This is a genomic window from Mesorhizobium sp. WSM4307 (assembly GCF_007003945.1).
Taxonomy (GTDB): Bacteria; Pseudomonadota; Alphaproteobacteria; order Rhizobiales; family Rhizobiaceae; genus Mesorhizobium.
Map to the genome: position 1 here is coordinate 12,490 of NZ_VFTB01000027.1, position 19,016 is coordinate 31,505.

Sequence of the window (19,016 nt, forward strand, 5' to 3'; positions counted from 1 at the left end):
CTGCCGGCCTCCGCAGGATCAGGCGGCGAGATCGAGAAGCTTCTTGGCTTTGCCCTCCAGGTCCAGGCGGACATCCTGATGCGGCTTGTCGCGCGCGACCCGCGTGATGCCCTGCACGAAATCAAAGATCGATTCCGGTGGTCTGCCTTCCTCCATGAGAACAGTATCGATGATCTTCGCGGTCTCGGACTTGGAGAAGCCCCGCTTGCGCAGGAAGCCCTGGCGGTCTTCGTCGTCTCGGGCAACGATGCGTTGCCGCGCCGTCTTGATGCCGTTGACGAACGGCATGGGCGAGGAATCGGCAAACTGGATGAGGGCCGGCTCGGCTTCTAGGGCGAACCGGGAGGCGGCGTATTTTGAATGGCGAATGGTGATTTCCTCGAAATCTTCCACGCCCCACAGATTGCGATTCTGACAAACCGCGCGCAGATAGAAGCTGGCGATCCCTAGGGTGCGGGCGCCGACTTCGGAATTCCAGCAATAAAAGCCGCGGAAATAGAGATCCGGTTCCCCATTAGGCAGCTGCCCGGCCTCGATCGGGTTCAGATCGTCGACGAGGAAGACAAAGATATCGCGATCAGACGCGTAGAGCGTGGTGGTGTCGCTGGAGATGTCGACGTGCGGATTGTAGATCCCTGTCGACCAGTCGAGCACTCCGGGCACTTTCCAGCGCGTGTCTCCGGTTCCGTTGCCGGCGATCTTTTGAACGGCGTCCACCAGTTCTGAGTCAAATATTCTGCCGTAATCAGGGCCTGTTACCGCCCGCAACTCGAGGCGTCCGTTCTCGATCTCCAGTGTCTTGACCTGCTCGGCGCGATGGTTGAGGAGACCATGCTGTAGGTTGATCGCCGCTAGCGGAGCCGGTAGCTGGCGCAGATAGGTGGCCGGCGCGCCGACCAGGCTGGCGAGTTGGCCAAAACTCCAATGCGTGGGGGCAACAGGCGCACGCGCATCGGGTAGCATTAGTCTCAGGCGCTCGGGATCGTCGCGGCTGGCCTCGACGCGGATCAGCTCACTTTCGACGATGCGGGTCTTGCTGCGCTCCGATCGGCTCTTTACCGAATTCCGGAGGTCGGTAAGCGACAGGTATCGCTCGTCCGCCGGCCGGTTGAACCATTCTGACGAGACGCGGCCGATGCGCTGGCCGCGGCTGACGTCAACCTTGTAACCGGCACGGTCGTTGCGCTTTGGCGTGTGAATTTCCATCTGGGTCATGAGTGTCGCTCCTCGGCGGGCGCCGGAAGACTCTCTCCCGGCCGTTCACCCGCCACCCCAACCCGCCCGCCTTCTTTCTCTCCCGGCACCCGCGCCTTGGAAGCGTCGCCATTGCGGCAGCGGCCGCTTCGAGGCCGGCACCCAGGAAGGAAGGCTCGGCCTTCAGGAAAGCCCGAGCCTGGACCCAGCGCCGCTTCACCTTCCGGACGCGACAGAATTCCGCTGTGCTTTCTTGCGTAACAAGACCGAGGCCCCCTCGGGATTCAGGTAGCGGTCTGCTGAAATTGGGGCAGGCAACTTCTCTCGAGATTGAGCAACTGCAGTTTCTCTTCGGTGCCTAGCCAATACCTGTATAAACTGACCCAACGTCATGATACGCGAAGTCCGTGTCATGGTCTGAATTGAAAGTGTAATTGCATGTCGAGCAGGTTCGTCCGGCCCGTGGTGGTGCAAGTTGGCCGGCAGGAGCGTGAGCGCGTCATATTCGACGTGAACGACGCAGCCGCGATCCTGCTGCGCAGTTTCCCCCATCAGACGACGAAGCGAAAACTGGCTATGGATGCATGTCTTCAGGTTCTGCGCGGTGAAGCTCAAACGCCGGTTGCGAGACGGGCCTTCGTTGCAGCGGCGTTGGAAGCGAACATCCTACGCAGCGACTGAGGGCAAGTTGATAGTAGCCGGAAAAGTAGAGCTTCACGCCAGCACAGCGATGACCGGGGTTGTTCAGCCGGCAACAGAGCATCGAGTCCTGCCATCGCGGGAAACAACCCGACGTTCATCTTAAGCGACATTGGTCAGGAAGACCGTAAGTAACGCGATCGGAGATGGGATATGCGAGATTTGCCGGGCGACATCGATGCTGACGTTGTGATTGAAGTCAGTCGGCTTCTCGACGATGCCGAGGATCTCGCACCTTTGCCGGTGCACGAACTGGTCAAGCGGATTCGTACGACACTGCAGACCCGCCTTTCCGATCTAGCAATCGAAAAACTGGTCGTCGAGATGGCGTCTAAACGTGGATTGCCTATGGTCTTCGACAAGCCTGCATGACCGGAGAGACCGGCAGGCCGAGAAAAGGGCCATGTACAAGTCTTCGCCTGCCGGGCTGGCGAAGATAAGCCGTTGGCTTGACAGCTCTGACCATGGTTCTCAGTTCACCGGTGAACCGGCAACGCGATATTGGACGATCTTGGTAGCGGGATGGCCAATCAGTGGCCGGACGTCGTCGCCCCAGTTTTCCAGTTTCTCGCGCGCAAGAAAAAGGCCGAACCAAGGGTCCGGCCAGGTATGAAGGTCAAAACCTCCAGAGGGAACGCGCCAGACGAATGGGAGGAAACATCCGACGCACCGCGCATACGGGTTATCAAAGGTGACACTTCAACGACGTGCCGGTAGGCCACCAGACCTGTCCTCTTTGGTGCACTGAAGCTTGAAGCTTGCGTGCCTGATGCGCTTGCCTAAATCACATGGCTGGTTCAGCCAGCCTTGCTCAGGTTGCCGGCCGACGATTTGCCGGTCCGCCGATCTTGTTCTATCCTATAGTTGACCTTCTGGCGTCAACGAGCGTCGACGCGCCAGCGCGCTCGAGAGCAGAAATTTGGACAAAACATCCTGTCCACCACCGTCGGGCTGAATGAAGCCAAAGCTCTTGGTCGCGTTGAACCACTTTACCGTTCCACTCGCCATACGTGTCTGAAGATCGACCGCGTCTTTGTTGACCGAATGGCGACCCGCGCCGGCGACGTAGCCATCGTCAAGGCAATCGTCAGCCTGGGTCTGGGCTTTGGCCTCAAACTCGTCGCCGAGGGAATTGAGAGCGGAGAGCAGGCCGCGACGCTTCGTCGTCTCGGCTGCCGGCCAGGGTTACCTGTTCGGCCGGGCCATGCCCTTTAACGAACTCCTACAGGCGGTCGAACAGGATGTATTTCGGGGTGCAAAATTGCTCCAAAAGGCGGGGGGTCAGCTTCGCGCCTCATGCCAGCCGTTTAACGTTTTAACCGCCACGTCCAAAACCCGCCGTTCTTTCTCCTGAGTGGGTTTTCGCATTTTTCCAGCTTGCTAGCATATTGAGGCTCGTCCCACGTAGTGCTTGACAATAATCCGGATGGTTGACAAATTCTTAAAAATGCCCGATTCGGAAAAGAAGGAATGGCGATGCTACCTTGGGACTATCACCCTGAGTTGACGGTAGAACGGCTGGTCAAGGTTGCACAGTTGCTCGCGCTGGGCCGTGGCAGTGCGGTCGATCGCTTTGACCCCACAATAGGTGACGACAATTGGACCTTGGGAGTCTGCGCCTATAATTACGGCTGCTTCCAGATCGCGCGAACTGCGGGCACACCGGGTTTCGAGTGGCTGGGAGTGATTGATCCCGGCAAGCATTTCCAGTTCAGCATCGGCGGTGTTCCGATGCGCTTCTGGCGCGGAGATCCAGCAGAGCCTACCGCAAAGATCTCGGTTGCCACTCCCTTCGAGCAACTGCAGCTCGATCTGGAGCCAGGCATCCCTACGGCCGGCATGCTGTTTCGAATCGGTGTAACGACCGACATGGATGGCGCCCTCCTCGGAGCTAGCTTCGTCGCGCTACGCAACAACCAGCCCGAAGTCGTGTGGCCATTGCCCCTTGCTGAGGCAGAGCCTTTGATCGTGTTGCTCGATGACGCACGGCCAGAGGGTATTGAACTTTCATCGCCGTCTGTCGGCGATCATCGGGAAGACGAGGACGAGCGCGGCGACGATATCGCCTCTTCTTCCGACGGGGTTTAGGCGTGACAACGAAGGGAAGTGCGCCGGGCCAAGGCCCGGCGGGTCGAGCACGTTTCTTTTACGGTGACAAGCTCCGACTGGCGCGACTGATCACAGGGCTGTCGCTCGATGAGTTGGGCGGGCTCGTGGCCGCTAGCCGGCAGTTTGTTCATCAGCTTGAAACGGGCGCCAAAGAACCAACCGACGAGATGCGCGATGCTTTGGCAGCCGCGCTTGCGGTGACGTCCGCGTTCTTCGCAACGCCGGCGACAAACCCCGTCCGTGAAGAAGACTGCCACTTCCGTCGGCTGGCGAGCGCCCCAAGAGCGCTGATTGCGCAGGCGGTGGCCCGGGGGACAGCGTTAGAAGCGCTGGTTGACGCGCTCGAGGGCCAAGTTCGCATGCCGATCGTCGACTTTCCAGAGGAAGCGCGCCCCGCTTCGCCCGACGCGATTGAGCGCATCGCCGAGAATGCTCGACAGCATTGGGGCTTGGGCCTCGACGGTCCAATCACCAGCATGATGCGTGTTGTGGAGAATGCTGGTGCGGTGGTGGTCCACTTCGACGATCTCACTGACCGCATCGATGCGCTGTCAATGGCTCGGCGCCGACCTATCATCGTTCGCTCAACCGCGAAAGCTGCGGGCGCCCGCTTGCGCTTCGACCTCGCACACGAAGCAGCTCACCTGATTATGCACCAAGGCATCGTGACCGGCGACAGCGTCACTGAAGGGGAAGCGCACCGGTTCGCCGGCGCATTTCTGATCCCGCGCACTGCCTTCGCGCGTGAATTTCCCCGAAGTCGGCGGGCTCTCGATTGGAATGCTCTGTTTACAATGAAGCTTCGTTGGAAGGTTTCGGTGCGCGCCATTGCCCGCCGCGCGTTTGATCTGGGCCTGATCGACGCTGCGCAATATCGCACCGCCAACATCCAACTGGTAAAGACAGGACAAGCTAAGGCGGAGCGCTACGACGAACGGGTTGCGGTCGAGGAACCGGAGTTGCTGCGCGCGGCCATCAGCTGGGTTTCCAACCGTGACACGATTTTCATGCACCACCTGCTTGCCAATCTTGGCATGGCCCCCGAGCTATTTGCCCGACTTACCGGCGAGCGCATGCCGACGCTCCCTGACAATGTTGTACCGCTCGGTATGGCTAAGCTTTTGTAGATGCCGTTCCGTGTTTGGCTTCACGGCATGATTCCGCTGGGCGATGTTTCCTGCCCGATATGAGGCAAGAAGAGGCGGCGCGACACGAACTCGGGAGCCGGCGGCACCATTCGAGGCGGACATTCCCTCTAAAATCATGCGATCTGCTCGATCCGCCAGCTGCTCTTGGCTTTGGCCGAGAGCATCCGGTTCAGATATGCAATGAGCATGCTGGCGTGCTGTGGCTTCGGAACGAAGAACATCACTGCCCCTCTATCGAGCTCAACCAACTCATGATGAACTCGGGGAACCTGAACGCCACCCTCCGTCATGAAGTCGCGGACCGAAAGGTCGTGCCAAGGCATCGAGTCCAAGGCGTAGTAAGAGCCGACCGACTTGAAATAGGCGAATAACGTGTCCCTGTCGGATCCGTATTGGTCAAAACGGGCCGCGTATCGCAGATCAATCACCGACCTAGGCTTGTTAGACAGCACGGCCTTCTGAAGCGTCCGGCCGTGCACGGTATCCATGGCAACGACGAAAACGCGCAAATCGGGAAGGGCAGGCGCGTCGAACAGATCAAGCTGATCGGCACGTGGTAAGCTCTGGACAGTATGACGGGTGGTGACCTCATGCGTCTGCGCGACAACGCGACCATCGACGCGGCCATGCCAGCTTCCGGTATTCTCGACGAGTGTGAGTTGCGGTTTCGCCACGCTATTTCGCCAAGGCTGCTTCGAGTTCGGGATAGCCTACCGTTAAGGTGGCCCATTCGCTACCCCATTCTGGTGCCCGCATCTCAAATTCTCCGCTTGTCTTATTCTTAAGTTGCCACGTCTTCTCGAATGCACGGACGTACATCCGCGGTGCGACCCCTACGAACGGTCTGAAAAGCACCTTAGGCTCGTTGAGCTTAACGTCGTCCTTATCGACGTCCGAAGCGGTACGCATCTGTGCTCGCGCGGCAGCGATGCTCTTTGCGACCGGCGGTATCCACTCGGACGGGGTCACCTCGATGGAATCGCTATGCAGCTTTCTGGCCAGGCTCTTGGGGTACGGCTCGATGAACTGAACTTCGTACACGCCGGCACTGACGATGTGCCTGGCGCAATAGTGGCACGGATATGTTGTGACGAAGAGGCGGGTACCGACGGTCGAAACACCTTCGCGTCCGGCCGACAGCAACGCATCCATTTCGGCATGAACCGCACGACTGAACTCGATAAGGCCCCCCAGCCGAGTCTTCCGGATGCGCGCAGCCAGTTCGATCTTGTCCGCAACCTGCTTCAGCTCTGGAAGGACCTCGATCAAGTTGTCGATGATATCGTTTTGCTCACGATTGCTGCTGCAATACGCCTCGGCGCGGAAAGCACAACGATGATCGTCATTGCCTCTGCTCGACGTCGCGAAGCGTTCGCCATAGACGCCGCCTCCCGCCGCCGGCACTTCGTTCGTTCCGGTCGCGACCACGGTTCCATCGGCGTCGACCAATGCCGCTCCCACCTGCCGGGATAGACAGGCGCTACGCACGCGCGCGGAGTGGGCATGGTGCATCGCGGTCTCCTCGATGGTGGGCCGCTCCACACGATCATGCGAGATGATGCTAACGAACCTGCTCAAATCGGTGTCGAGCAGGTTCTTGGTGCCGTTCGGGTCATCACGGGTATTGTCGATAAAGAAATCCGCCTCGTAGAACGCCTCGGTCACATGCTGGCCATGCTTGCGGTTGGAGTCGTCCGAGTCGCGATCCATGAAACGATCGACTGCGTTCTGTGTTTCGGGCAGCCCCTTCTCCGGCCCGCGGAAGTATTTCTCGAGGATTCGTGCGCGACGCACGCCCTCCTCGCAAACGACGCCGATCAGCCCGAAGGCGTTGCCGTACGTTCTGCGCAACAGGTGAATTTCGGCCGGGTGCCTTATCGAATCGATAAGGTAGACGCGCTTGACGCTGTCGGGAATGACCTTCTCGCCCTTGACGTACGTCTGACCGGTGCGGTCAGCACGTCGCTGTGCAATTTCGCGCATCGCCGCCTTGGCGACTTCTGCCATGTCGTGCTCGCGCATGGAGTCACCGAGGTTCTGCAACTCGGTGACCACTTCCAAGGTCTTGGGCCCGACATCAGGGAAGGCGAGGCCGTTCTCATGTGCCCAGGTTCGGATCAAGTCACTTGCCTTGATCAGCTCAACTTCATAGCCGCCGGACTTGCAAACGCGTTGCAGTGCCTTGATCGCCTGCGACGCGCCTGCCCCTACTGGACCGACAACGGCGAAGAAAAGCTCTTTCGAGTGGCTCCCGGCCAAGACGGTCTTGCTATCCGGCTTCTGACCAGCCTTCTGCTCAATCTTTGCGACGACCGTCGATCTCGCCATGCCAGCACCCCCCGTTCCCGATTCCAATTATTCTTTTCCATATCGAAGAAATCGCAAAGTGGTAAGCGGTATACCATTGGATACAATCACGAAATCCAGAAGAACCTCCAGATCCATCCCGCTTGGGGTGGGCAACACCTTTTGCGGTTCCCGGCACTTAAAGAAGGGAGCCAGATATTAGATATTGGACTATGTGGGTGGGAACTCAGGAAAGCTGGGACCATCGGAGCCGGAGTCGCAACGTCGGCGGAGGTGGTCGACAATCGTCGAGGCAACGGGTGCCGCAAAAGCTTCGGGTTAGCAGACCCCCTGCGCAATGCCGCAAAGGGGCGCCAGCGGAACGGCTACTTCAGCCAAATGCATCTCGATAGTGGTCGTTCGGCTCAGGCTCACCCCGGTCGTTCCGTTGCACCGGCTTAGTGGACGCTTCTGGCGCTACAGCCCTCTTCGCCAAGCGATACGGATCCGAGCTGGATCTTTACACCAACCCCACTCTGAAATCCTCCAGAACCTGAGCCAGCCCTCGCGCGCCGAGAAGGGCCGTAACACGCTTCGCCTGAAGCTTCGGTACCGCGCGATCGTAAATGGCAAGATTGGTCGCCTCATTGAGGCGTGAGGGATAAATGATCCCGTCGGGCTCAGATGGGTGCTCGTGAAACGCCAGAGACCACCGGCGTGCCAGGTTCTGGCGCTGTGCCCGAACGACATCGGTCGGCACACCCATCCGAACGGCATTGTCGCCTCTGAGATCGACCAGGCGTAGGTCTGTCGTGGTCGCGATCTCCGCGTAGCGCCGTCGGGTCAGCTCCACCTCCTCTATTGGAAGATCGTCAAGGATTCCTTCGCGGCGGTCGCGGAAGCACGGTCTCCAGGAAGCACACCTTCAGGGAGTCACCGAGGTAAAGAACGCCAAACCGGTTGGCGTCAAGACGGCGTCGAGGATCGCTGAACCGGCTCGGCGACTTCCCGTACCCCAATGGATCAGGATAGGTGCTCCAGTAGATCCGACCGAACGTCCGACCCCGCGGTATGGTCTCGATTTCGAGCTTTGCGCGCGCGAAATCGGGTGGAGGTGGAACGCCGGGCATTCAATCGAAATCGCCCCTGGCCATGCCTTCCGCCGCGGCCAAAACCGAGGCGTCATCGCCTTTTTGAAGGGCTTGAAGGCCGGTCCGCCCATCGAGGGCACCATGGCGCGACACCAGAAACCGATAGACGGCCCAGGCACTATTGCCCAACATGGCATGCAGCGCCGGCAATGCGCCTAAGGGACGACCGTCCTTGTCGAGTTGCCAGACAGGAAAGCGGAAACCACGTTTGGCCCCATCGATCCCGAGTACCTGTCCGCTTTGCCGCCTGGCGTTGACCGTCACGCGCGACGTGCCAAGCAGCTTGGCAAAGGCATCCGCGCTCAGCATCTCCTTGCCTGCGACAATTTCGGCGACACGCTTGCGGCCGCGCGCGCGCGCTCCGGCAAGAGCCGCCTCGAGTTCGGCATCGGGCATGCCCGCGTCCTCGACGGGAAAGGTATCGTCTGAAGCCATCGGTTGCTCTTCGACCGGCGTGATCGTCTGCGCATCAGCCGCCGGATCGACCTCTACCCGAAACGATACGCGGTGGCCGATCTTACGGCTGCGTGCGATCGCTTCCTGATAGCGTTCGAGCAATACCTTCTTGAAGTCTGCCTGTGCCGGAAGCTTTGTCGTGAAGCTCAGGGTGGCGACTCCCGCCTGCGATGCGTTCCCGCTATGATTGCTGCGTTTTGGAGCGACCATGATGACAACCTCCTGCTGGCACCAATATGGTTGCAGATCGCAAGTTCGTCAAGTTCGATAATTTCGTAAAGTTAGTAGCGAATGGCTGCGGACTAAACAATTCCCCATGCCCGAAAATTTCCCCTGCCCGTCATCTGGCGCAGGTCGAGCTCGCCGACCAGGTTGAGCGCTCGCTGTTCTGTCACCTTCAGCCCGTCCTGGATCAGGCTTGTCGAGACAAGTGGCCGCGAGACCACCAGTTCGACCAGGTCGGCCAATTTCGAGTTGGAGCGCCGTTGTTTGAGCTGCCGCTCCATCTGGCTTTTCGCCAGCACGAGACAGTCATGCTCCTTCAGGCCACTGCTGCATCGTGAATGGCATCGAGAGAGGCCAGCAGGCGATCGCTCCGATTGCGCGCCTGCCGCCGCTCCCTCGGAATGTTTTTGGCGCCGAGATGCAGGCTGGAGAGATGGTGCGCGGCAAGCGCCTTCCTACCGCAGGAGCGCGGCCACCAGTAGCGGCCCTAGCCAGGCGGCGTGCTGCAGCACTTCGATGTTTTGCCAAGCCTCGAGCAGAATCGCGGCGCTCATCACCGACGGCCACTCCCGCGTGGCGGCGAGCTTGGCCTGCCGTGGCGCTAACGATCGACAAGACCGCTCTCTCGCGCTTGAACTAAGCGCAAAGCGATAAGCTGCGGGATTGGCGACCGTCATCCCGTCATCCTCGCCGTCGCCCCGTTCGCCTTCAGCGCCGCCATCAGCATCGGCCCGACTGAGAACTGCCCTGCCGTCGCTTTTTCGGTCAGTACCCGCAGATAGCCGCCGGCCGAGCTGATGTGCTGCGCCCTTTGTAGGATGCAGGCAATCACGATCGCCGCGACCTCCTGGCCCATCACATGGCAAGCCTCCTCATACGCTGACGGCGAAACGCCCAGATATCCCCGCACCTGAGCGGCGGTTATCATGAGATCGCGCCAATTGCCGATGCCGTCGACGGCATAATCCCCAATTTCGGGGCAGGCCTTCAGCACCATCCCCAGCGGGTATGTTTTAGGCGCCTCTGCGGTCCTCGTCCTGGGCTCGGCCGTTGCCCCGCTTTTCTCTAAAGCAGGTTCAAATTCAAAAATAGAGTCGGTATTTGAATCAGATTGCTGCCGCTCGTTTTGAGAGTCATTGCCGATCGGATTCGTGGATTTCATATGGTTTTCCAGCAGCTTATCCACATCATCACGCAAGGCGGCCAGATCGGCAACGATGGGCTCGAGCTCGGCAATACAAGCTCGGCGCGGAATTGCCTCCACAACGCCGCGGAAACGCTTCCACAGGCCTCCCCAGTCTCCCGGGACATCCTCGTCAAGGGCCGCCTCTATCAGCTTGTGGATGTCACGGCGATGCAAGGTGATCCGCTCGCGCATAAGCCTGAGCGCCCTGTTGTCGGCGCGAATACGCTCGGCCGCCGCCTCGAACTCGTAAGCACGGGCCAGCAGGGGCGCCAGGGAGAAGCCAAATGCTTCCTCTATCTCCCCTCCCCGGCCCTTGCGGGCGTAGCGCTTGCCGTTCGGGCTATCCCGACGGATGATCAGCCCGCAGTCAACAAGAGCCGCCAGGTGCCGCCTGACTGTGGGCTCGGGCATTCCGTGCGCCCTGAGCGACAGCTGTGCGTTCGAGGGAAAGACGATCAGGTCGTTTTCCTCACTCAATTCGCTGTCAGGATAGAATGATAGCAAAGCATTCAGTACGGCCAGCGCACGATCGCCGATGCCGACGATGCTCTTGCCCTCGCAGAGGTTGCGGTAGATCTGCCATTTGTCGACAACCCTGCCTTTGGGGATTTCACGTGAATCGTTTTGCGCTGCCAGCATGGCAAGCGACATCGGCCGCCGCCCAAAGGGCGTCGTTGCAATACCCGTCTCCATTTCTTCCTTCGCCTTCAGTTAGGCAAAAGAAATCTGCTCGCCGAACCGACGCTTAAAACGCTTGACAGTGATTCGCGAAAATGTGATTCTCAGCTTGCTAAAGGATGAGAAGGGCTTCCGCGACGGTGACGTTCGGGGGCCTTTTTCTTTTGCGGTTTCAGTCTCCCGTTGCTTCCTTGGTGGACATCCGGAAGGCCACATAGAGATCGTCCAGTTGTCCGGTGATGAACTCAGCGAAACGCGGCCCATCCGGAGCCTCAAGGGTGACGACGGCCTTTTTCGCGGACTTCTTTAGTGTGACGCTGACTGATCTATCCGTCGGCGCCCAGGATTTGATCGGCCCTCTCCGATCGGGTGCCGGAAGCTTGCCTGAGGGTTTCCCCGCCAGATGTCGGGCCAGCATTTCCAATCGGTCATCGCTTGGAGCTGCTTTGAAATCGGGGGATGCCATCAGTTCCTTGACGGTAACGCCCCCCTCCCTGACTTTCTTGGCAAGATCGTACCAACGGTCTCGGCCGCTGTTTTTGGCGGCTCCGATAACGTTGATGATTTCCGCCGGGATGTCCTTGGTGACAGAAATCATCTTCGAGACCACGGTCTTGTCGACAGACAACGCTGCCATGATGACTTCGCGGTCGTAGCCGTTGCGCTCCAGGTTGCCAGCAAAGACGGCCTTCTCAATGAACGAGAGATCGGCCCGGGCGCTGTTTTCCTGCCCTTGGGCGATTACATGGTCCCTATCGTCCAGTTCCTTGACGACCGCCTTCACCGGTCTCCCGAGCGCCTTAGCAGCCCGTGCCCGCCGGTGGCCAAATACTGTCATGTAACGGCCGGCTAAGCCGGGATGCGGACGCACTAGGATTGGACTATCCTGCCCCCTCTGCCGGATGGCTTCCACCAGATCGTCAAAGGCCTCCTTATCATCACCTATGCGATCTGAGACAAACGAGATGTCGATCATGTCAGGATCGAGTTCAATGACCGTAGCGCCTTCTAGGAGTCGAGATTCAATGTCTTTTGCCGCCTGCGCCTTCTCGGCTAGCTCGTCGATCGACCTCGTAATGGCTCCGAAAGCACCGCGGCTGCGGTTTCGCTCCATTGCTGGCGAGAGATCACTCGCCGGATCTGAGTTGACTGCGGTCAACTTTCGATCCGTGAATGAGGTCAGCAGGTTCTTCCTGGACATCAGCGCCCCCATGCCTTGTGGATTAACTCCGTTATCTCGGAGTTGACGCGATGCACCGATTCTATCGCGCGGTCATACGTTGACCGGGTGAACTGGGAGCGTTCGACCTCGTAGAGCGTCTGCTTCGTTATCCCTGCATCCGAGATCGCGGTACTTTTCAGCATCTCGTTGACAAGCACATGCTGCTTGAACAGCGATCGCATGAAGGCGACCATCTGGCTCTGCGGGCCGTCAGTAGGCTCGTAGCGGGTAACAAGGTAACGAAGCCAGTCGAGCCGCATGTTGGCTCCCGCCCTCTTCAGCGTGCCCATGACCTCGCCCATCATCAGCAAGAACTGGCACATCGACATCACATCGAGCATCTGTGGATGCACGGTGATCAGGATGCCGGTAGATGAAGAGAGCGCCGTCAGTGTCAAATAACCGAGCTGAGGCGGGCAATCGATGATGACTACATCGTAGTGGTCTGCAACATCCCCCAAGGCCTCGTCGAGACGTCCGAAAAAGATGCGGCCCATGGAGCCGTCCTTTTGAGCGAGGGCCAAGGGAGTATCGTATTCGAATTCCTGCAGCTCGAGATTCGCGGGCACGATATCGAGATTCGGGAAATTGGTCTTCTGCACTAGCGCCGACAGCGGCTTTCTCTCGTCGTCATAGCGCAGGGCTTCGTAGAGGGATTCGTTGTGGTCGATCTCCGGCTGGAAGCCGTGCAGGGCGGAAAGCGAGGCCTGCGGATCAAGGTCGATGGCCAGAACTCGGTGCCCGGTCAGTGCCAAATGCTGTGCCAGGTGGGCTGCCGTCGTCGTTTTTGCGGAGCCGCCCTTGAAATTGACGACCGCAATTATCTGCAGGTGTTCCGCGCTTCGACGGTGCGGAACATATTTCGCTGCCGCCCGGCTGTTTCGATCCAAATACTGTCGCATCTCCAGTAGCTGCAGGGCCGTGTAGGAACGGCGGCCGGACGGTGTTACCATCGGCTGTGGCCCCTTGCCTTCGAGAGACAAATTCTTGAGATAACCGCTCGTTACATTGAGATATTGCGCAGCCTCCGCCAACTGGAACGGTCGCAATGTCTTTTGTGCATTCGGCGGGAACATTTCGAGCCGATGTTCGTGAAGCATTGCAGAGAGGTCATTGGCCTGTTGGGTGATTAGCAGATCGACCTCTGCAATCTCTTCCCGGATTATCACATTCATCGAAATCTTCCGCACATGCGTTTTGAAAGCCGATACGGCCCACCAACCGCATGTAGCTCTGATTCTTTCGTTCCGGCAACAAATTTAATATTAACGAGAGGTTAACAGAGAAATCGCCCGTCCGCAGTTGACTGCAGTCAACTTGCGCCGCCGGATTCGACTCACGTGAAACTAACGCCCTGCGATCAAGGAAGAGGCCCTGACGTGGCCCCTTCGGGACTACCTCTGGCCTTGCGGATGTATAGTTGCCCCGGAGCCGCAGTTGAAGGGACGAGATCCGCGATTTGGATGGCGAGATCAATTGCTATCGATAAAGGATCTCTTATCGATAGCGAGGCTATCGACCACTCTACGGCGATGGAGGTAACCTTGTGTCTCCGACCCGAAACGATTATCTTACGGCCATTATGAGCAAGCATTTGGCATCAATCCTGACGACCGTGAACGCGCCCTACAGCGTGCAGTTGGACGACGCGGCGCTGGCTCATTGCCTGGCGGATATCGATTTGGCCAAACAGCATCCTGGCCATGTCAGCGCCTTTCTCGGCGAGGTCCCCCCCGCACTGCAGATCGAGTTCGCTGTCGTGCACGACATCCCGGTTCCTGATCTGAAGGCCTTTGCCGCTGCGTTCTCTGCCTGGTCCGGCGAGAGCTATCCGCTCGCTGCGTGATGTCCCCACACGTTAGCCGGCGCCCTTCCGACTGGCGGTGGCTTTTTGGCATCGCTGCCGATCTGATTGACCAGCTTCGGGAGAATGCGGGCGGTTACGACTTCGAATGGTCGTTTGGTGGTGGGACGGCTATGATGATCCAGATTGGTCATCGTGAAAGCCATGACATCGATGTTTTCCTCAATGACCCGCAACTGCTCGGCTTCATCGACCCGTCCAGAAGCCGCCTACGCTTTGAGCTGATGCCATCGGACTATCAGGGTGACGGGCTTCGATTTCAAAAGTTCGCCTTCGAAGGCATCGGCGAAATCGACTTCATCGTAGCCGGAGCACTGACAAAGGCGCCCTTCAAGACATATGATATCGAAGGGAAGACGGTTCGGCTCGAGACCATTCCCGAAATCATTGCCAAGAAGGTCTACTATCGCGGCTCCGAAGCCAGGCCCCGTGACATCTTCGACATCGCAGCCGCAGCCCGGTCGCAACTCGGCGCAGTCGTGGATGCCTTGCGTGCGTTTCCGCAACAGGTCGCGAGCACCAGGGAACGGTTGGAAAAGCTGAATCGGGAATTCGTTAGTCGTGCAATCGCGCAGTTGATGATCATGCCCGACTACGAAGCGTCAGCCGCCGACAGTCTGGACGCCGCGATCGTTGTGCTTGATGAGGCGTTGTCATCGTCCAAGCCGACCTGATCGCCTCCCTCCGGGTCGTTGCGGGGGAGGGGAGGGCTTCTTCTACAACCCCGACGCCTTGGTAAGGTTGGTGGGACCTTTGACGGAAATCAACTCGTCTTTCGATTCAAAAGGGGAGGGGCTTTTCCCTATCTCCTACAGCCCACTCGCCTTGGTGAGGTTGACGCGGAACCTGTCTCTGCGGCGTTGATAGCGGCGGGTCATTTCGGCTGAGGCATGGCCGAGTTGCTTTGCACATAGCGCTCGTCGACTCGGCTGAGCACGCGAGGCCCGCGCGCAGCGAATGCCAGAAAACTTTTGGCCGCGCTCGCCCTCGGGAAGATCCCCGCGCACGCCGGCGGCCAAGGCCGAGCGTTTGACCAGCGCGCCACCCCCTGATCGTCAAGCCGTTCGGCTCCCACCGCTTTGCCCTGACCGGTGACGCGGCGGAAGAGGGGGCCATGCGCGATGCGGGCCAGCTTGAGCCAGGTCTGCGGGGCGACGACCGGGCCGTCGGTCCTTCCGATCGAGCGGTTGACCGCGTTGCGTATAGTTCCAGGTCAGCGACGACAGGCGGCGCTAGATGGTCGACACCGACTTGCGTCCTTTGCCGATCCCGAGGCCTGGGCCTTGATGTAGAGGCCGACGATTTGTGGGTCTGGTGGCAGCGGATCAAACGACTGACGCCGGCAGCAGGCGCAAAAAAGCTTCCAGTCGGTGGTATAGGCGCGGCGGGTGTTCGCCGAACTTGCTGCCTTGACATGATCGCGCGCACGGTCGGCTTGATCCGCGTGCGTGCTAGGGCGGTGGCAGCAGCTTGGTTCAGTCCCTGAGCTTGAAAGCTGTCGAGAATTGCCATATCATTTGCACAGGAAATATGACTCTCAATATGGTGGGATGAAATCTGTGGCTCATGCACTCAAGATCCCCGAGCAGAATGGACCTCTCATCTTGTCTTATATGGACCGGAACGGGAAGATTGCGATCGAGCAGGTCGCGGACGGTTTTGGCATGTCCAAAGGCCAGTTGGCCCAGACTGCCGGTCTAGCGCGCGAGACCCTTTATCGCTCAGAGCGCAGCGCCACGGTAAAGACCCAGGGGCGTCTACGGGAAATGCTTGAGATTATCAGCCGCGTGACGGATTGGGCGGGCGGCAAGGAGCAGGCGATGGCCTGGTATCGGGCTCAGCCGCTCCCAGCTTTTGGCGGACGCACCGCTGAAGCGCTGGTGAAGGACGGCAAGGCAGCAGCGGTCCGTGATTATCTCGATCACATGGCCGTTGGCGGGTTTGCGTGAGGTTCGTCAGAACCTGCTACCGCGCACACGATCCACGTTGGGCATTCAAGCCGACTTCCGGCGAAGGAGCGGCGATCCGAGGCGCCCGATTCAATCCCAAAGGCGTGCCGGCACTCTATCTGGCACTGACCATCATGACAGCGATCAAGGAAGCCAACCAGGGCTTCGCGCAGCGGATCGATCCGTGCGTGCTTTGCTCCTATGAGATTGATTGTGACGACATCGCGGATCTGACAACGCAAGAGGGGAGGGGAGAGTTTTCTGTCGCGCTCGAGGACATGGCCTGCGCCTGGGCGACGGCGCTTAGCGACGGAGAGCGCCCGGCGTCCTGGTCCATTTATGACCGGCTGCGGCCTCGAAATATCGCCGGCATCGTGGTCCCAAGTTTCGCCCCGAGCGCCGAGATGGAGGATCGCAACCTGGTCCTTTGGGACTGGGGTCCGGATCTGCCGCACAAGCTAACTGTATTCGACCCGAGTGGTCGGTTGCCGAAGGACCAGCTATCCTGGCGATAACGCATTCTCGGCATCCAAACGGCAGGGGAGGGGTCTTTCCGCCCTACAGGCCTGACGCCTTGGTGAGATTGACGCGGAACCGGTCACGTCGGCGCTGGTATTTGCGAGTCATTTCCGCCGAGGCGTGTCCGAGTTGTTTTTGCACATAGCGTTCGTCGACCTCGGCCGATGAGGCAAGACCGGCGCGCAACGAATGGCCCGAGAATTTTGTTGCACGCTCTCCTTCCGGCAGGTCGCCGCGGACGCCGGCGGCGAGAGCGGCGCGCTTGACCAGCCGTGCCACCTCCTGGTCGTTGAGCCGCTCGGCGCCGACCGTCTTGCCTTGGCCGGTGACGCGGCGGAAGAGGGGACCATGGGCGATCCGCGCCAGCTTCAGCCAGGTCTGCAGGGCAACTACCGGGCAGGTGGCGTCGGACGAGCCGCGTCCGATCTCGACCTCGCGCCAGCCGGTTTTGCCCCGCAGCGTCACCAGCAACCCCTTTTCCAGGATCTCGATCCAGCCCGAAGAATCCTCGGTCTGATCGCGCCCGACGTCGAGACCGACGATTTCGGAGCGGCGCAAGCCGCCGGCGAAGCCCAAAAGCAGCATGGCGCGGTCGCGTAGGCCGCGCAGCGTACCGCGATCGAGCGTCTCGAGCATCGCAATCAGATCCTCGGGCAGGATGGCCTCTTTCTGCCGGGGAGGGGAGGCGTGGCTGTTGCGGATGCCGGCGAGCACCGTGGCGATATGCCGGTCTTTGCGGTCCAGCGGCTGGCCACGCTGAGAAAAATTCCAGGTCAGCGAAGAGAGACGTCGCTCGATTGTCGAGACGGCGTTCGGCTTTTTGTCGCCTGTTACCTTTCCGGACGCGCAGGCCGTGATGTAAAGGCCGACGACCTGCGGATCCGGTGGCAACACATCGAGATGCTGGCGGCGCGCCCAGGCGCAAAAATGCTTCCAGTCGGCGGCGTAGGCGCGCCGGGTGTTGGCCAAGCTCGCCGCCTCGACGTAATCGCGAGCGCGCTCGGCGAGCCCTTCCAGATGAGCCGGAAGGCCGACAATTGGCGGCGCGGCCGCTGCCGTGTTCTCCCCCGAAAAATCGTTCGACGGCTGTCCCATGGCGAGCACGACATCGATGATATCGGGGAGATCGTCGACGACCGCCTCTGCTGGCGAATGATCGATGATAGCGGCCGTGCTGTGGGACGGTCCGGAGGTCGGGTCGACGTGTTTTTCGGGCTTCTGCTCGACGAAAATGGCCATTTCTACACTAGACGCCACAACGAACGATAATGCAAGATTATCGTTCGTTTTATCTCCGCGACATGCTGTGCGTTTTGGTGCAAAATTCATGGCACAAAGCGCACGAGCGCTTTACCCTCCACAATCATGATTCGCCTTGATCCCGCGACCGCCAGCTCCTCTGCGCCGCCCTCCGTTCCGGCCTGGGCGATTGCAAGCGCAGGCGCGCCGCGCGACGGCGAGGCCGCCTTCCGGGCTGGCGCCGCGCTGGGTGTCCTCGATCCGCTGGCCCGCGCGCAGCCTGCCTGGGCCGGCGCGTGGCGGCAGCGGCTGGCGCTCGATTGCGCCGCCTCCGGCATGCGGCTCGCCGGCCGCGCCGAGGACGCGGCCGCCTTGCGCGACGCCTGGTATCTGCGCCAGGCCGGGGCTGACCCTGGACCCGCCGGCACCATTTTTGGCGCCTGGCGGCAGTTGGCCGGGCAGCCGCCGGTCGCTACGCCTGACCGGCTCGGGAAGATAGTCGACCAGCTTGGCCTCCATTGGGATGTCGAGGCGCTGGCCGCGCTTTGTGAACACATCGACGACCTGGCGCGCTCGCGGCGGCCGGCGCCGTTCGCCGCCGCGGCGATCGCCGTCCGCGTCGTCACCATGCGCCCCGATGCCGAGCTTTTGGCTTGGTGGCTCGCCGACCTGGTGCTGGCGCAATGCCTGCGCTGGCCGCGGCCGCTGCCGCTCCTGATGGCGCAGGCCTTTGGCCCGTCTTTCCGCGCAGAGGCCGTCGGCGCCAAGCGCATCCGACCCGCGGAGAAAGATTTTGAGCGCGCGGTCTGCGCGGCGCTCGTTCAAGCGGCGGCGCAGGCCTGCCGGCTGGCTGACGAGTTGTCGCTCCGCGCCGCAAAACTCCTGGCGGTGACGCCGAAACTGCGCGCCAAGGGTGCCGGCGAGGTGATCTTCCTGCTGCTCAACGAAGACGCCGTCTCTGGATCGCTGACGACGAAGGATCTGTCGCGCTTTGCATCGCGGCGGCTGTTCGAACGGCTGCAACAATTGGATGCCGTGCGCGAGCTTTCCGGCCGTCCCAGCTTTCGGCTGTTTGGGCTCTAGCAATGAGC

Annotated in this window: 22 protein-coding genes and 2 pseudogenes; 10 read left to right on the forward strand and 14 right to left on the reverse strand. The window is 60.2% G+C overall.

All coding sequences use genetic code 11. The features are described 5' to 3' along the window. Positions 1–18 precede the first annotated feature (18 nt). Positions 19–1,215 (reverse strand): DUF932 domain-containing protein, encoded by a 1,197-nt coding sequence (locus tag FJV83_RS35975; protein WP_095775685.1) that lies wholly within the window; start codon positions 1,213–1,215, stop codon positions 19–21. A gap of 417 nt (positions 1,216–1,632) precedes the next feature. Here FJV83_RS35975 and FJV83_RS35980 point away from each other — a divergent pair, with 417 nt between their 5' ends. Continuing rightward, entirely contained in the window at positions 1,633–1,875 is a 243-nt protein-coding gene (locus FJV83_RS35980; protein WP_095775686.1) for a DUF982 domain-containing protein, read from the forward strand. 171 nt (positions 1,876–2,046) lie between these two features. Next, entirely contained in the window at positions 2,047–2,265 is a 219-nt protein-coding gene (locus tag FJV83_RS35985; protein ID WP_095775687.1) for a hypothetical protein, read from the forward strand. Between the two features lie 425 nt (positions 2,266–2,690). Here FJV83_RS35985 and FJV83_RS35990 read toward each other — a convergent pair. After that, positions 2,691–2,901 (reverse strand): annotated as a pseudogene (locus tag FJV83_RS35990) (cold-shock protein). 36 nt (positions 2,902–2,937) lie between these two features. Between FJV83_RS35990 and FJV83_RS35995 the strand changes: the two are divergent. The 3 genes from FJV83_RS35995 to FJV83_RS36005 all read left to right on the forward strand — a co-directional run bounded on the left by FJV83_RS35995 (position 2,938) and on the right by FJV83_RS36005 (position 5,129). Next, positions 2,938–3,108 carry an EAL domain-containing protein gene (locus tag FJV83_RS35995; RefSeq protein WP_095775688.1) on the forward strand — a complete coding sequence of 57 codons (171 nt, stop codon included), beginning with the start codon at positions 2,938–2,940 and terminating at the stop codon, positions 3,106–3,108. Between the two features lie 255 nt (positions 3,109–3,363). Then, positions 3,364–3,981, forward strand: coding sequence for a hypothetical protein (locus FJV83_RS36000; protein WP_095775689.1), 618 nt, complete (start codon positions 3,364–3,366; stop codon positions 3,979–3,981). A 2-nt stretch (positions 3,982–3,983) separates the two neighbouring features. Continuing rightward, positions 3,984–5,129 carry an XRE family transcriptional regulator gene (locus tag FJV83_RS36005; protein ID WP_142886633.1) on the forward strand — a complete coding sequence of 382 codons (1,146 nt, stop codon included), beginning with the start codon at positions 3,984–3,986 and terminating at the stop codon, positions 5,127–5,129. 134 nt (positions 5,130–5,263) lie between these two features. On the opposite strand, the gene FJV83_RS36010 is transcribed toward FJV83_RS36005, so the two are convergent. From FJV83_RS36010 to repA, 10 genes are all read right to left on the reverse strand, one after another. Continuing rightward, a complete protein-coding gene (locus FJV83_RS36010) occupies positions 5,264–5,824 on the reverse strand; it encodes a hypothetical protein (RefSeq protein ID WP_095775690.1) in 561 nt (186 codons plus the stop codon). Between the two features lies 1 nt (position 5,825). Then, complete coding sequence (locus FJV83_RS36015; RefSeq protein ID WP_095775691.1) at positions 5,826–7,478, reverse strand: anti-phage dCTP deaminase; 1,653 nt, start codon at positions 7,476–7,478, stop codon at positions 5,826–5,828. A 478-nt stretch (positions 7,479–7,956) separates the two neighbouring features. Next, positions 7,957–8,289: an RES domain-containing protein gene (locus FJV83_RS37660; RefSeq protein ID WP_280951255.1), complete on the reverse strand. Its 333-nt coding sequence runs from the start codon at positions 8,287–8,289 to the stop codon at positions 7,957–7,959. 277 nt (positions 8,290–8,566) lie between these two features. After that, positions 8,567–9,253, reverse strand: a complete 687-nt coding sequence (locus FJV83_RS36025; RefSeq protein ID WP_095775692.1) for an XRE family transcriptional regulator — start codon at positions 9,251–9,253, stop codon at positions 8,567–8,569. 92 nt (positions 9,254–9,345) lie between these two features. Next, on the reverse strand, positions 9,346–9,549 hold the full coding sequence (locus FJV83_RS37455) for a helix-turn-helix domain-containing protein (RefSeq protein WP_245318353.1): 204 nt from the start codon (positions 9,547–9,549) through the stop codon (positions 9,346–9,348). Positions 9,550–9,584: 35 nt separating this feature from the next. After that, complete coding sequence (locus FJV83_RS37670) at positions 9,585–9,692, reverse strand: hypothetical protein (protein WP_348628978.1); 108 nt, start codon at positions 9,690–9,692, stop codon at positions 9,585–9,587. 31 nt (positions 9,693–9,723) lie between these two features. Next, positions 9,724–9,945, reverse strand: coding sequence for a DUF1612 domain-containing protein (locus FJV83_RS37675; protein ID WP_280951256.1), 222 nt, complete (start codon positions 9,943–9,945; stop codon positions 9,724–9,726). Beyond that, positions 9,942–11,147 carry a plasmid replication protein RepC gene (gene repC, locus FJV83_RS36035; protein ID WP_095775693.1) on the reverse strand — a complete coding sequence of 402 codons (1,206 nt, stop codon included), beginning with the start codon at positions 11,145–11,147 and terminating at the stop codon, positions 9,942–9,944. Before repC ends, FJV83_RS37675 begins: the two co-directional genes overlap by 4 nt. Before the next feature lie 157 nt (positions 11,148–11,304). Beyond that, positions 11,305–12,333, reverse strand: a complete 1,029-nt coding sequence (gene repB, locus FJV83_RS36040) for a plasmid partitioning protein RepB (protein ID WP_179296563.1) — start codon at positions 12,331–12,333, stop codon at positions 11,305–11,307. Continuing rightward, positions 12,333–13,529, reverse strand: coding sequence for a plasmid partitioning protein RepA (gene repA, locus FJV83_RS36045; protein ID WP_095775694.1), 1,197 nt, complete (start codon positions 13,527–13,529; stop codon positions 12,333–12,335). Before repA ends, repB begins: the two co-directional genes overlap by 1 nt. Positions 13,530–13,948: 419 nt before the next feature. On the opposite strand from repA, the gene FJV83_RS36050 reads away from it, so the two are divergent. Both FJV83_RS36050 and FJV83_RS36055 read left to right on the forward strand, forming a co-directional pair. Continuing rightward, complete coding sequence (locus FJV83_RS36050; RefSeq protein ID WP_245318354.1) at positions 13,949–14,200, forward strand: hypothetical protein; 252 nt, start codon at positions 13,949–13,951, stop codon at positions 14,198–14,200. Then, positions 14,200–14,892, forward strand: a complete 693-nt coding sequence (locus FJV83_RS36055) for a nucleotidyl transferase AbiEii/AbiGii toxin family protein (protein ID WP_095775696.1) — start codon at positions 14,200–14,202, stop codon at positions 14,890–14,892. Before FJV83_RS36050 ends, FJV83_RS36055 begins: the two co-directional genes overlap by 1 nt. Positions 14,893–15,027: 135 nt before the next feature. Here the strand turns inward: FJV83_RS36055 and FJV83_RS37465 are convergent. After that, positions 15,028–15,653 (reverse strand): annotated as a pseudogene (locus tag FJV83_RS37465) (hypothetical protein); the annotation flags it as partial. A gap of 178 nt (positions 15,654–15,831) precedes the next feature. On the opposite strand from FJV83_RS37465, the gene FJV83_RS36065 reads away from it, so the two are divergent. After that, complete coding sequence (locus tag FJV83_RS36065) at positions 15,832–16,167, forward strand: MbcA/ParS/Xre antitoxin family protein (protein ID WP_179296568.1); 336 nt, start codon at positions 15,832–15,834, stop codon at positions 16,165–16,167. Continuing rightward, the gene (locus FJV83_RS36070) at positions 16,164–16,682 is read left to right on the forward strand and encodes an RES family NAD+ phosphorylase (protein ID WP_095775697.1); all 519 of its coding nucleotides are present in this window, start codon (positions 16,164–16,166) and stop codon (positions 16,680–16,682) included. Before FJV83_RS36065 ends, FJV83_RS36070 begins: the two co-directional genes overlap by 4 nt. Positions 16,683–16,725: 43 nt before the next feature. Here FJV83_RS36070 and FJV83_RS36075 read toward each other — a convergent pair whose 3' ends face one another. Then, a complete protein-coding gene (locus FJV83_RS36075; RefSeq protein WP_095775698.1) occupies positions 16,726–17,925 on the reverse strand; it encodes a site-specific integrase in 1,200 nt (399 codons plus the stop codon). A gap of 126 nt (positions 17,926–18,051) precedes the next feature. On the opposite strand from FJV83_RS36075, the gene FJV83_RS36080 reads away from it, so the two are divergent. Next, complete coding sequence (locus tag FJV83_RS36080; RefSeq protein WP_142887470.1) at positions 18,052–19,008, forward strand: DUF1403 family protein; 957 nt, start codon at positions 18,052–18,054, stop codon at positions 19,006–19,008. The last annotated feature ends 8 nt before the right edge of the window (positions 19,009–19,016 follow it).